This is a genomic window from Streptomyces glaucosporus (assembly GCF_039533345.1).
Taxonomy (GTDB): Bacteria; Actinomycetota; Actinomycetes; order Streptomycetales; family Streptomycetaceae; genus Streptomyces; species Streptomyces glaucosporus.
This window is the reverse complement of the sequence record NZ_BAAATJ010000020.1, coordinates 112,473-124,752: the sequence shown is the minus strand read 5'-3', so window position 1 is coordinate 124,752 and position 12,280 is coordinate 112,473. Positions and strand designations below refer to the sequence as shown.

Annotated in this window: 11 protein-coding genes and 2 pseudogenes; 4 read left to right on the top strand and 9 right to left on the bottom strand. The window is 75.5% G+C overall.

Going from position 1 to position 12,280, the window contains the following annotated elements:
* Positions 1-196, top strand: a pseudogene (gene dnaK, locus ABD358_RS20455) (molecular chaperone DnaK); the annotation flags it as partial.
* 95 nt (positions 197-291) lie between these two features.
* On the opposite strand, the gene ABD358_RS20450 reads toward dnaK, so the two are convergent.
* The 3 genes from ABD358_RS20450 to ABD358_RS20440 form a co-directional block, all read right to left on the bottom strand.
* A complete protein-coding gene (locus tag ABD358_RS20450; RefSeq protein ID WP_344632533.1) occupies positions 292-507 on the bottom strand; it encodes a hypothetical protein in 216 nt (71 codons plus the stop codon).
* A gap of 212 nt (positions 508-719) precedes the next feature.
* Positions 720-1,397, bottom strand: coding sequence for a hypothetical protein (locus ABD358_RS20445; RefSeq protein WP_344632532.1), 678 nt, complete (start codon positions 1,395-1,397; stop codon positions 720-722).
* A gap of 281 nt (positions 1,398-1,678) precedes the next feature.
* Positions 1,679-2,782 (bottom strand): sialidase family protein, encoded by a 1,104-nt coding sequence (locus ABD358_RS20440; RefSeq protein WP_344632531.1) that lies wholly within the window; start codon positions 2,780-2,782, stop codon positions 1,679-1,681.
* Between the two features lie 612 nt (positions 2,783-3,394).
* On the opposite strand from ABD358_RS20440, the gene ABD358_RS20435 reads away from it, so the two are divergent.
* Positions 3,395-4,051: a hypothetical protein gene (locus ABD358_RS20435; protein WP_344632530.1), complete on the top strand. Its 657-nt coding sequence runs from the start codon at positions 3,395-3,397 to the stop codon at positions 4,049-4,051.
* Here the strand turns inward: ABD358_RS20435 and ABD358_RS20430 are convergent.
* The 5 genes from ABD358_RS20430 to ABD358_RS20410 all read right to left on the bottom strand — a co-directional run bounded on the left by ABD358_RS20430 (position 4,027) and on the right by ABD358_RS20410 (position 9,545).
* On the bottom strand, positions 4,027-4,497 hold the full coding sequence (locus ABD358_RS20430) for a Zn-ribbon domain-containing OB-fold protein (RefSeq protein ID WP_344632529.1): 471 nt from the start codon (positions 4,495-4,497) through the stop codon (positions 4,027-4,029). The genes ABD358_RS20435 and ABD358_RS20430 overlap by 25 nt on opposite strands.
* Positions 4,498-4,679: 182 nt before the next feature.
* Positions 4,680-5,219, bottom strand: coding sequence for a TspO/MBR family protein (locus tag ABD358_RS20425; protein ID WP_344632528.1), 540 nt, complete (start codon positions 5,217-5,219; stop codon positions 4,680-4,682).
* A 277-nt stretch (positions 5,220-5,496) separates the two neighbouring features.
* Complete coding sequence (locus ABD358_RS20420) at positions 5,497-6,114, bottom strand: hypothetical protein (protein WP_344632527.1); 618 nt, start codon at positions 6,112-6,114, stop codon at positions 5,497-5,499.
* 144 nt (positions 6,115-6,258) lie between these two features.
* Positions 6,259-6,564 (bottom strand): helix-turn-helix domain-containing protein, encoded by a 306-nt coding sequence (locus ABD358_RS20415; RefSeq protein ID WP_344632526.1) that lies wholly within the window; start codon positions 6,562-6,564, stop codon positions 6,259-6,261.
* 113 nt (positions 6,565-6,677) lie between these two features.
* Entirely contained in the window at positions 6,678-9,545 is a 2,868-nt protein-coding gene (locus ABD358_RS20410) for a SpoIIE family protein phosphatase (protein ID WP_344632525.1), read from the bottom strand.
* A gap of 170 nt (positions 9,546-9,715) precedes the next feature.
* On the opposite strand from ABD358_RS20410, the gene ABD358_RS20405 reads away from it, so the two are divergent.
* Entirely contained in the window at positions 9,716-10,381 is a 666-nt protein-coding gene (locus ABD358_RS20405; RefSeq protein WP_344632524.1) for an NADPH-dependent F420 reductase, read from the top strand.
* Between the two features lie 55 nt (positions 10,382-10,436).
* Here the strand turns inward: ABD358_RS20405 and ABD358_RS20400 are convergent, their stop codons facing one another.
* Positions 10,437-11,360: a LysR family transcriptional regulator gene (locus tag ABD358_RS20400; protein WP_344632523.1), complete on the bottom strand. Its 924-nt coding sequence runs from the start codon at positions 11,358-11,360 to the stop codon at positions 10,437-10,439.
* 17 nt (positions 11,361-11,377) lie between these two features.
* Here ABD358_RS20400 and ABD358_RS20395 point away from each other — a divergent pair.
* A pseudogene (locus tag ABD358_RS20395) lies at positions 11,378-12,280 on the top strand (EamA family transporter); the annotation flags it as partial.

Below are 12,280 nucleotides of genomic sequence, written 5' to 3'. Positions count from 1 at the left end.
GGCGTCGGAGAAGGTGGCCACCACCAGTCAGAAGCTGGGGCAGGCGCTGTACGCCGATGCGCAGGGCCAGCAGGCCGCGGGCGGCGCCTCCGCCGGCGCCGGCCCCCAGGGCGGCGGTGCCGGGGAAGGGGGAGAGGACGTGGTGGACGCCGAGATCGTCGACGAGGACAGGGGCGACAAGGGAAAGGCCGCGTGACGGCCGCCGCGGCCCTCACCGGCCGCGGCGGCGAAAACGCGGGGGCTCCGCGGGATCCGGTTCCCGCGGAGCCCCCGCGGGCTCCCGTCCGGCCGTCACGCGGCGGTGTGCCAGTCCTTCCGGGCAGGCCGCGCGGCGACGGACCGTTCCCGGCGGACGTCGTGGGTGACCACGGTCCGCAGCAGGTGGTGGCGCTCCTGTTCCTCCCAGAGGTCCCGGTCGGCCGGGGGCCTCAGGAGGACGGTCCAGACGGCCGTCCCCACGGCGAAGGCGGCGGGCACGGCGAGCAGTCCCGGCAGCATGTCCAGCACGTCGAAGTCCCTCCTGGCGAGGAGTGCTCATCACTGCGGAGAAACGGAATCGAGTATAGACAGGTCGACTTGTCTCCCTGTGCTGGTGCGAGGAGCGCCGGATCGGCCGAGGGCCGTTGAACCGGGCGCGCCCGGGATCCGGCGGAGCGTGTGCTCCGCGGATCCCGGGCGCGGGGACCGGGCATCCGGTTTCTGCGGGTGCCCGGGCGACCTCAGCCGAGGATGTCCTCGAGGAGGGAACCGAGGTTGAGGGGGCTGTAGCTGATCACGAAGCGGAAGTCGTCCTCGTCGTCCCCCTTGTCCTTGTCGTACTCGTCGCAGTCGTCGTCCTTGCCGCTGCCGTTGTGACCGTTGTCCTTGCTGCCGCCGTTGCCGTTGTTGTGGCTGCTGCCGCCGTTGCCGTTGCTGCTTCCGTTGTCCTTGCCGTTGTCGTGGCCGTTGCCGTTGCCGCCGTTGCTGCCGCCGTTCCTGTCGCGCTCGTCGCAGTCGTTGCCGCTGCTGCCGTTACCGCTTCCGTTGCCGCCGTTGCCGTTGCTTCCGTTGTTGCCGTTGTCCTGGCCGTTCCCGCCGTTGCTCCCGTGGTGACCGGAGTTGCCGTTGTCCTGACCGTTGTGACCGCTGTGGTCGCAGTCGCAGTCACCGCTGGACCCGGAACCGCCGTTCCCCTGCTCGGTCGACGTGCCGGACTTACCGGAGTGCTTGCCGGACTCGGAGCCGTACTTGCCGGACTTGGAGCCGTGCTTGCCGGAGTGCTTGCCGTGCTTGGCGGAGTGCTTGGCGGAGTGCTTGACGTGGCCGGAGGAATCGGCCACGGCCACGCCGGCGGACGCGATCAGCAGCAGAGGAGCGGCGAGGGCGCCGACGACGGCCCGACGAGTGGGCTTGCGCATCACGTGAATCCTTGTCCGTAGAGGTGTTCCGGATCCCGGGCGGATCCGGTGGGCTCAGACTTTTACTGCCGCGGAGCGCGGGAACCGCGCCAACGCGGGTGACGGCTGATCCTTTTGGTGCGAGGGCGCAGCTCACGGCAGTGGTCCACCGGCACCGGTTCGCTCTTTCGGACTCCCCCGTTCGGTTCGCCCCCGACGCAACCGGACAGCCGCGCTTCTGACCCGCCGACACCTGACGGGCCGGCAGGAGCCGTCGTCGTGCGGCATTCGGCGGGGGCGGGCTACCGGCCGGAGGCGTCGGCGGGGACGTGCCCGGGGAGGGGGGACGCGGAGGCGAGGGAGGCTACGGGCACCCTGGTGAGGACGATGGTCTCGTACGGGGACCGGACGCCCGTCTCGTACAGGACCCCCACGGTGTCGCGGCCGAGCGGGACAAGGTCGGAGTACGCGGCGGGATCCGCCGTCAGCCGTGGCCCGTCGCGCCAGGTGCGTCCCCGGTCGTGGCTGACGCGCAGGGTCAGCGCCTTCCGGCTGCCGGGGTCGGCGGGCCCCGCGAAGAGCAGGAACGGAGGGGCCGGCGGCCGGGGATCGACCCACAGCACACTGCCGTGCACCACGGGTCCGGCCAGGGCGGGCTGGGGGCGGTAGGGGGCCAGCAGCTCCGTGCCGCCGGGCGCCGCGTAGGCGTCGGCGCGGGTCGCGGTCGCCGTGGGGCTCTGGTTGCGGACGTTGGTGTAGATCCGGCCGTCGGGCAGCTCGGCGAAGGCGTTCTCCTCCAGGCGCAGGTCCTCCTCCACCGGCTGGGCCACATAGCCGAGGCGCCAGGTCTCCCCGCCGTCGTCGCTGTACAGCGAGTGGGCGCCGGAACGGTACGCGGAGGACGCCGACCGGTAGCTGTGGTTGGCCGGGACCAGCAGACGGCCGGGGTGCGGGCCGTGCCGGAGGGCCAGCCCGTGCCCGGGGCCCGTGCCGTACCAGTTCCAGTGTCCGGGCTTGACCTGTTCGGTGATCTCCCGGGGCGGGGAGAAGGTGGCGCCGCCGTCGTCGCTGTGCTGGACGAACACCCGGCGCCGTCCCATCACCCCGTGGGCGTTCCGGCAGCTCAGCAGCACGATCCGGCCGGTCGCCGGGTCGACGACCGGCGAGGGGTTGCCGATGGTGTCCCGTCCGGCGTCGGCCACCACCTGCAACGGGCCCCATGTGCAGCCGCCGTCGAACGACCGGCGTACCACCACGTCGATGTCGCCGTCGTCCGCCAGGGAGTCGGCGCGCCCCTCGGCGAAGGCGACGAGCACCTCGGGGCCGGTGCGCCCGCCGCTTCGGGCCCCGATCACGGCCGGGATGCGGAAGCCCCGGTAGCCCTCGGTGTTCGATGTGAAAGGCACTGATTCGGTGCAGGCGGCGGACGCGTGGGCCGCGGACGCCGGCGGCCCCGGGACGAGGCCGCACAGCACCGACAGGAGAGCGGCTCCCGCCGCACGACGGACCGTGGTGATCATGGAATCAGTCTGCGAACGGCCGCGGGGCCGGGGACGGAGCCACGCCGTGCCGTCCCGCCGATCGCGTCCCCGTGCCCGGGCCCGCGGAACGGGGGACCGGCCGGTGGCGCACGCCCTGCGGGAGCGCGGTGAGGGGCCCGAGCCGAGGAGGAGGGGTGCGGGCTCGGGCCCCCCGGTCACGGGTCCGCGGGGGAGACGCATCCCTGTGCATGTGACACCCGTACAACGCCGCACCGCGCAGAAAGGTTACGCCGCCGCTCTGCACGCGCAGCGGACCTGCCGGGAGCCGCCGCACCGTCCGCGGCGGCGCGCCCTCCGGGAGGCGGCCGGGGCTGCCGGGCGCCGGACTTCCGGTGGCGGCTCCGGGTGCGCCGGCCCGACGATGGACGTCCCGGCGGGGCGTGGAACCGGCCGGGTGTCCCGGTCCTCCCGCACGGAGGGAAGGGGCCGGGGGAGAAGCGGAAAGAAGCAGAAAGAAGGGAGAGGGGGACGGCCGCGGTGAAGGGTGCGCTCCGGTTCGACGGGTGGATCGCCGGCGCCGGCACCTCCTCCGGCACGCGGGTGGTGCTGGGGCACTGGCTGCGGTCCCCGTTCGGCCTGTTCAGCGACGTGATGCTGGAGGAGGCGGGGGGTCGGCGGCTGCTGCTCGCCCCGACTCGGGAGACCGCCGGCTTCGTCGCCGGCGTCTACCGCTTCGAGCGTGTGCGAGTGGTGCCGGTGTCGGTGGTCGTCGGGGGAGCGGTCTGGGACGTCGCGGCAGGTCCGCTGGTCCTGCGGTTCACGGTCGGCCGGAGGGGGCCGCTCGGGGTGCTGCTGCGCTGCGTGCCGGGCGTGCTCGCGGCCAGGCCGGCCTGGGCCGCGCTGACCGACCTCCCGGCCCGTCTGCTGCCGGGGGTGCGCACCAGGGGGAGCGCGGGAGCGGGGCGCCGGGAGTGGTACGGAGCGCGGGACCTGCTTCCCGTCACCGCGCTGGCGGGCTCCTTCGAGGGCGGGGACCTGGGCGGGCTCGCGCCGGTGGATCCCCCGGTGCGGTTCGGGTTCGGCTCGGCCCCGCGGACCCCGGCCCTGGTGCGGGTGGTGTCGACGGTGGGGCCGGTGCGGGGCCGCTCCCCGGGGGGGTCGGCCGCCGGTCAGCGCCACACGGCGGACGGCTGATCGGCGTACCGGTCCTCGCAGAGCCGGAAGACGGGTCCCCGGCGTTCGCGGGCGGTCTCCGGGGCCAGCCGGACGCGCGCTCCGGCGTGGACGGCGTGCGGCGGTGTGCCGGTCACCGCGGAGCGCAGCTGGTACCCCTCGTCCATGGTGATCAGGACGACGGTGCGGGGGGCTCCGGCACTCCGGTCGACGGAGAGGACGCGGCGGACGACGCCGGTGCCGCCGCCGGGTTCCCGGTCGAAGTCGGTGGAGGCGCACACGGGGCACAGCAGGCGCCTGAAGACGGGGGTCCGGCACCAGCGGCAGCGCTGGAAGCACAGCCCGTCGTGACCGGGCGTGCGAGGGTCCCCGGCGGCTTCCGGGAAGGCGGGGGAGGGGGCTGGAAGGCCGCCGCCGACGGCGGCCGTGTCGCTCTCGCGGACATCGATCGCGGTGCTGGACACCATGTCGTCTCCCTGCGCTCGGCTGGAGCAACCGATGTGCTGCGCGGCGGACCGGCCCGGCCCGCCGCACAGCGGCAACGCCCACACCATATGGCACGGGGTGTCAGGCGTAAAGGCACTGAGTGCCGTCAAATGCTCTCCCCGGCCGCACTCCTCCCGGCGGCGCCTCCGGGAGGAGCCGCTGTTCAGCCGCGGCGCCGTGCCGCCGCGTTGCGGCGGGCGATGTCGGCGTTCAGCACGGTGGCGAAGGCGCACCAGGCGGCGTACGGCACGAGCGCGGCCGCCGCCGCACGGTCGGTGCGGGCCGTGCGGCGGATCAGATCCGCGTTGCTCGCGTCGAGCAGGAGTGTGCCCGCGACTCCTCCGCCGAGGCTGCGGCGGCGGAAGAACCACCGGTTCCACGCGGTGTTCAGCGCCAGGTTCACGCCCAGACCGACCGCCAGGGCGCGGCGCTCGCCGCCCCGGACCCCGGCGAGCGCGCGGCCGCCCGCCCAGGCGACGGATGCGTACAGCGGTGTCCACACCGCGCCGAACGCCCAGGCGGGCGGCTGCCACGACGGCTTCTCCAGCGACCGGTACCAGGGGCTGTCCGGATCGACGGCCCGGGCCCCGGCGACCGCGGCCGCCACCACGGCCGCCGTGGTGGCGGCATACGCCCTCCAGGCGCCGGACGCCGGTCCGCGTCCCCGTCCGTTCCGCTTCCTCGGCTTCTTCGGCAGTTCCATGGGGTGCGGCTTCCCCCGAAACCTCCGGTCAGCCCCGGCGCGCGTCCGCGGGCCGGGACACGCGAAGGACCCGAGCCGGGGGGAGGGGGTGGGCTCGGGTCCCTCGTGCGCGGCCTCGCGGAGGAGCGAATCGCTGCGGACGCGACACCCGTACAACGCCGCGCGGCGCGGAAAGGTCACGCCGCGGGGGAGACCGGCCGTTCCGGCCGGGCCGTGCGGGCGGGGGCGTACGCGGGAAGCCCCGCGCCCGAAGGCGCGGGGCTTCCCGTCGAGCGCGTCAGTGGAGCTTGTTCACGGCGGTGACCGTCGTCCTCCTGAAGTCGGCCACCGGCGCGTCCCGGAAGGTGCCCATCTGCCCCCAGTGCACCACCGTGACGGTCCTGTCGTCCCGGCCCACCGAGAACAGGTGGACGTCGACGGCGCCCCAGGAGTGGGCCGTGTGCACGCCGTACACCCGGGCGCCCTCCTCGACGCGCAGCCTGCCGTAGGACCTGAACTCGGCGGTGGCCTCGGGGTCCTCCTGCTCGGTCCGCTCCGCGCACCGCCTGATCGCGTCGCTCAGCAGCGCGGCCAGGCTCCGGGCACTCGCCTCGTCGCGCTCCACGACGGTGACCTGGGTGGCGCCGGTGTCGTACTCCGTCCAGAACTCGCGGTACCGGGAGGTGGCCCCGGGGAGGGCCTGGCCGTAGCAGAAGGGCAGCGGGTCCGGGACGCCGCCGGCGACCTCGCCCGCGTACCAGGCGGAGGAGGAGTGGGGCGGCAGTTCCTCCGGGGAGAGGAACGCGGGCGAGCCGCTCGCCGTGGCGGCGGTCGTGGTGGCGGCGAGCGCCGCGACGGCCGCCGAGAGCGATGCGACCGCCGCGGCGATGCGACCGGTACGGGTGCTGGTGTTCATGTCTCCCCCATTTCGTGGCGCGTTCACCGGGTATGACACGCCGCGGCGGCGGAAGGTTGTGCCGCGGGTCACACGGATTCCACGGCCGTCCGGGCGTCCGGCCCTCCGCGGCCGCCGGCCCGGCCCTTTGGGGGCCGTGCCGGATCAGTCGAGCAGCCCGAGCTGCCCCGCGGCCCGGACCGCCGGCCAGACCTCGGCCAGCGCCTCGGTCGCCGACAGGTCGCGGCCGGTGAGTTCGCCGAAGCGGCGCAGCCGGTAGGAGAGCGTGCTGGGGTGGACGTGGAGGGCGGCGGCCTCGTCCGTGCGCCGGTCGCGCTCCAGCCACGTGCGCACCGACCGCACGAGCCGCGGACCGTGCGCGGCGTCGTAGCGCAGCGCCTCGCCCAGGACGTGCTCGACCAGCGCGTCGGGCGCCTCCTGGGGGCCGACCTGGCCGACCCCGACGCGCACACCTGTGGCCGGCCCTCGCCTGGCACACCCCGTGACCGGCCGCAGGCGACGGCCCGGTCCAACGGCCGCCCCGGTCCGCGGGGGCGCGCGGCCGGACCGCCGGCCCGGCCGCGTCAGTCCGGATCGTCGAACATGGCCAGCAGCGTCTCCTCGTCGGCCTCCGGCTCCCGCTGCCCGTCGTGCGGTGTCTGCTCGGCCCACACCGTCTTGCCCCGCGGCGTGTAGCGGGCGCCCCAGCTGTCGGTGAACTGGGCCACCAGGAACAGGCCGCGGCCGCCCTCCTCGGTCACGGCGGCCCGCCGGATGCGCGGGGAGGAGTTGCTGCGGTCGGACACCTCGCAGATCAGCGCGTCGTCGCGCAGCAGCCGCAGTCCCACCGGCCCCTCGCCGCCGTACCGCACCGCGTTGGTGACCAGCTCGCTGACCACCAGGCCGGTGCTGTACTCCAGCTCCGGCAGACCCCACTCGGCGAGCTGCCGGCTCGCCAGCGCCCTGGCCTCGGCCACCATCGCCGGATCGGCGGGCAGCTCCCAGGACGCCACCCGGTCGCCGGGCAGCGCGTGCACACGGGCCAGCAGCAGCGCCACGTCGTCGCGCGGCTCGCCGGGCAGCAGGGGGTCGGTGACCCGGTCGCAGATCCGCTCCAGCGACGGGTCCCCGCCGAGCAGAGCGGCCAGCAGCCGCCCCGTCCGCGTGTCGGCGGTGTCGTAGGCACGTCCCTGCTTGAGCAGGCCGTCGGTGTAGAGCGCCAGCAGGCTGCCCGGGGGGAGCTCCGCGGTGGCGGACGCGTACGGCCGGAGCCTGCCGAGCCCCAGCGGCGGCCCGGTCGGCAGGTCGAGGAGCCGGGCGGTGCCGTCCGGCAGCGCCACCGCGGGACGCGGATGCCCTGCCGCGGCCGCCGTGCAGGTGCAGGAGACCGGGTCGTACACCGCGTACAGGCAGGTCGCGGCCATGGCGGGGTCGTCGGGAGTGCGGCTGACCAGGTCGTCCAGGTGGGCCAGGATCTCCTCCGGAGGCAGGTCCAGGTCCGCCAGGGTGCGCACCGCGGTGCGCAGCCGTCCCATGGTGGCCGCCGCCTGCAGGCCGTGGCCCGCCACGTCCCCGACGACCAGGGCCACGCGCAGCCCGGACAGCGGGATCACGTCGAACCAGTCGCCGCCCACCCCGGCCCTGGTGTCCGCGGGCAGGTAGCGGGTGGCGAGATCGACGGCGTTCAGCCGGGGGGTGCCCTGGGGCAGCAGGCTGCGCTGCAGGGTCAGGGACGCGTCGTGCTCCCGGGCGAAGCGGCGGGCGTTGTCGACGCTGATCGCGGTACGGGCCGCCAGTTCGCCCGCCAGGACCAGATCGTCCCTCTCGTAGGGCCGGGACCTGCCGCGGCGGTAGAACCCGACCAGCCCCAGGACCGCGCCCCGGGCGGACAGCGGTGCCCCCAGATAGGAGTGCGTGCCCTCGCCGAGCAGGTCGACGGGGTGCGCGCCGCCCGCGCCGTCCGGGGAGGGCCTCCCGGGGGCGGTGCTCAGCACGGAGTCCGCGACCGGCCGCCTGCCGGCGAGGCACCGGGCCTGCGGCGTGCCGGCCGCGTAGCCGACGGGGACGTCCACCCGGTCGGTCCGCGCCCCGCCGGGACTCCCGCCGGCCCGGACGACCACCCGGCGCAGCGGCGCGCCGTCGCCGAGCGGCCCCGGCGGCGGCTCCTCGCCCGCCAGGACGCCGTCGACCAGGTCCACCACGACGACGTCGGCGAACTGCGGGACCGCGACCTCCGCCAGCTCCTCGGCGGTGCGCCGCATGTCCAGGGTGGTGCCGACGCGCGCGCCCGCGTCGTTCAGCAGGGAGAGCCGCCTGCGCGCCTCGACGGCGAGGCGGCCCACGCTCGGCTCGCCCACCAGCAGTACCCAGGCGTCCGGGTGTCCGGGCGTCCCGCCGGGCCCGTTCCGCGCCTCCCCGGTCCCCCGCGGCTGCTCGGGAGGGCGCTCGGCGCCCTGCCCGCCGGCCCGTCCGGAGACCTGCCCGGCGGGGGAGGACGGGCGCAGCAGGGGCACCTCCTGGCCGTCCGGGGCGACCGCCGTGACCGGGAGCGCCGCGTCCGCGCCGTCAGTGGAGGAGAAGCTGACCTCGACGGCCGCGCCCTCCGTGTCGCCGTGGCGCAGCCGCCTGCGGCGGAGCGTGGCCGTCCGGCCGTCCGCCAACGGCACCTCGGCGAACGGCCGGTCCCCCGAGGAGATCAGCTCCGTGGCGGTCTCCAGCAGCGACAGGTGCTCCTGACGGGTCAGCAGGGGAGCCGCCCCGTCGGGGTGGGACGGCTCCCCTGCTCCGGGGCCGGGCCCGGCGTTCCCGCCGCGCCCTCCGGTCCGGAGGACCGAGGCCAGCAGTTCGCGCTCCCTGGCGCTGCTCAGCTCCAGCAGGCGCTCCCCGATCCGGTCGGCGGCCCGCTGGAGCATCACCGCCATGCCCGGGTCGGCCAGCTCCTCGGGGACGGAGAGGTTGACCGCTCCCTGCACGGCCCCGCCGACCGGATCGCACACCGGGGCGGCCATGCAGGTCAGCGCCTGGAGACGGTGGAGGAAGTGCTCCTGGCCGATCACGACGAACGGGGCCCTGGTGCTCAGGACCATGCTGACGCTGCTGGTGCCCATGAAACGCTCGTCGACGTTGGCGCCCGGCACCAGCGAGGCGGCGTCCATCAGCTCCAGCCCCCCGGCATCCCCGCGCCGGTCCACGATGTTCGCCCGGGCGTCGGCCAGCACCACGGTGACCGGCAGGTGCGAGAGCCGCCGGTACAACCGCTCCAGTACCGGGGCGGCCGCCCTGACCAGGCGGGAGTCCGGGTCCAGGTCGCTCTCGACCGGCAGGGTCGTGCGCTCGCGGTCGATGCCCAGCAGGTGCGAGCGCCGCCAGGAGGCGAGGATCTCCGCGCGCACCCCGGCATCGGGCGACCGCTCGTTCCGGTCGGCTCCCGGGGGCGTCCGATGCGAATCCACAAAGCCATGCTAAACGAGCAAATCAGACATCTGTCCGTGGGGCGCCGTCCGGCCGCACCGCCGCCCGCCTCCGGCCGGGGCGCGCCGGACGGAGAGGGGCGGGAAATGGACCGGCCGTCCACGCGGTTGTGCCGGACGACAGCAGCGCGACACCACCGCAGGGAGACGGCATGAGGATCGGCATCATCGGCGCGGGCAACATCGGCGGCAACCTCACCCGGCGGCTCACCGCCCTCGGGCACGAGGTGTACGTGGCCAACTCGCGCGGTCCGCACACCCTGACCGCACTGGCCGAGGAGACCGGCGCCACACCGGTACGGGCGGAGGAGGCGGCCCGCGGGGCCGAGGTCGTCGTGGTCGCCGTACCGCTGAAGAACGTCCCGGACCTGCCGCCCGGACTCCTCGACGAGGCCGCCGGGAACGTCGCCGTGATCGACACCGGCAACTACTACCCCCGGGAACGCGACGGGAGGATCGCCGAGATCGAGGAGGGCCTGACCGAGAGCCGCTGGACGGAACGGCACCTGGGCCACCCGGTGGTCAAGGCGTTCAACGGCACCTACGCCCAGGACATCCTCGACAGGCCGCGCCCCGGGGGACACCCGGAGCGCATCGCGCTGCCGGTCGCCGGCGACGACGAGGCCGCCAAGAAGACCGTCCGCGACCTCATCGGCGAACTCGGCTTCGACACCGTGGACGCGGGCGGCCTCGACGACTCCTGGCGCCAGCAGCCCGGCACCCCCGTCTACGGCCTGCGCGCCGGCGTGGAGGAGGTCGCCAGGGCCCTGGCGGAGGCGTCCCCCGAGCGGCCCGGGGAGTTCCGCGGACAGCGCTGACGGGACGGCCGCGCGGAACCGGGCGCGCGCCGGTCGGCGCGCGCCCCTCCGGCGCTCAGGGACGGCACTCCGCGAGCGCCGAGGCAAGGGCCGAGATGGGAGGCCACGCCCACTGACCGGTGCGGGCGAGCAGGAAGCAGCGGCGCGTGCCGGCCAGCGGGTCCAGGGGGCGGAAGGCGACGTCCGAGCGGTCCCGCTCGATTCCCCACTCGGCGAGCAGCGCCACCCCCAGCCCCGCCCCCACCAGGCTGTTCACCAGGTGGAGACTGTCCACGCGGTGGGTGATCCGCGGGGTGAAACCGGCGATCGCGCACACGCGCTGCACCAGTTCGTCGTCGTCGGTGCCGCGCGAGTTGCCGATCCAGCCGGTGGCGGCGAAGTCCACCAGCGCGGGGACGGCGACGGGCCGGCCGGCGTCCCCGTGGTCCGCGGGAACGGCGAGGTACAGGGGCTGCTCCCCGAGCCGCCGCGCGCTCAGCTCCGGGGGCACGGTGCGCGGCACCAGGCTGTAGTCGTACACCACGCCCAGGTCGATCTCCCCGGAGCGCAGCAGATCCACGGTGTGCTCCGGCTCGTGTTCGAGCACCTCCGCCTCGACGCGGGGGCACCGCTCCCGCAGCCGGGCCAGGGCGGGCAGCACCACCGGCTCGACCGCGCTGAAGAAGCTCGCCAGCCGCACCCGCCCGACGGGCTCGCTCTCGCCGCGCAGCTCGGCCCGCGCCTCCTCCACCGCGGCGAGGATGCCCACGGCGTGCTCCGCCAGGCGCCTGCCCGCCGGCGTCAGCTGCACGCGGCGGCCGACCGGCGCCAGGAGCCGTACGCCGACCTCCCGCTCCAGCACGGCCAGGTGCTTGGAGACCGCCGACGTTCCGTAACCGGTGCTCGCGGCCACCGCCGCCATGGTGCCCAGCCGGTCCAGCTCGACCAGCAGCCGCAGCCGCCCCAGGCCGGGGAGGTTTCCCGCGTCGTTCTCGGCCATCCCGTCATCATCCACTGATGGTGGACAGTATGTCCACGATCGGATCGTGGACAGAAACGGTTGAAGACCGTTCCAATGTCCCGGTGACCACCGCATCCCTCCCCGCCCCGGCACGTCCCGCGCCCCGCCGCGCACCGGGCGCGGTGCTCGTCCTGGCGGCCATGGCCGTCCTCCACACCGGCAGCGCGCTGGCGACCGGGCTGTTCGCGTCCCTCGGCCCGGCCGGCACCACCTGGCTGCGGCTGACCTTCGCCGCCGCGCTCCTCCTGGCCTTCGGCGGCCGGTCCCTGTGGCGGGCGCTGCGGACGGCACCCCGCGCGGACCTGCTGGCCACCGTCCTGCTGGGGGCGGTCAGCGCCGGGATGATGCTCCTGTTCTCCGAGGCCGCGGCGCGCCTGCCCCTGGGCACCGCCACCGCGCTGGAGTTCCTCGGTCCGCTCGCTGTCGCCGTCGCCGCCTCGCGGCGGCGCGGGGAACTGGCCTGGCTGGGACTGGCCGCGGCCGGGGTCCTGCTGCTCACCTCCCCCTGGAGCGGCGCCGCGGACCCGGCCGGCGTCCTCTTCGGGCTGGGCTCCGCGGCGTGCTGGGCGCTCTACGTCGTCGGCACCGCGCACGTCGGCAGCCGGTTCTCCGCCCCCCACGCCCTGGCGGTGTCGCTCACGGTCGCCGCCCTGGCCGCCGCGCCGTTCGGGGCCCCCGGCGCCCTGACCGCCCTCACCTGGCAGACGGCGGCCGCCGCGGCCGGCATCGCGCTGCTCATGCCGCTGGTGCCGTTCCTGCTGGAGATGAGGGCTCTCCAGCGGATCGGGAAGACCGCCTACGGCACACTGGCCGGCCTCGAACCGGCCGTGAGCCTGCTGGCCGGCGTGCTCCTCATCGCCCAGGTCCCCACCGCGCTCCAGACCGCCGGCACCGCCCTG

Bases quoted from the DNA above. Each gene is read 5' to 3' on its own strand.
- ABD358_RS20445 (WP_344632532.1), bottom strand. From the start codon at position 1,397: ATGCGCAAGCCCACTCGTCGGGCCGTCGTCGGCGCCCTCGCCGCTCCT.
- ABD358_RS20430 (WP_344632529.1), bottom strand. From the start codon at position 4,497: ATGGTGTCCAGCACCGCGATCGATGTCCGCGAGAGCGACACGGCCGCC.
- ABD358_RS20425 (WP_344632528.1), bottom strand. From the start codon at position 5,219: ATGGAACTGCCGAAGAAGCCGAGGAAGCGGAACGGACGGGGACGCGGA.
- ABD358_RS20420 (WP_344632527.1), bottom strand. From the start codon at position 6,114: ATGAACACCAGCACCCGTACCGGTCGCATCGCCGCGGCGGTCGCATCG.
- ABD358_RS20405 (WP_344632524.1), top strand. From the start codon at position 9,716: ATGAGGATCGGCATCATCGGCGCGGGCAACATCGGCGGCAACCTCACC.
- ABD358_RS20400 (WP_344632523.1), bottom strand. From the start codon at position 11,360: ATGGCCGAGAACGACGCGGGAAACCTCCCCGGCCTGGGGCGGCTGCGG.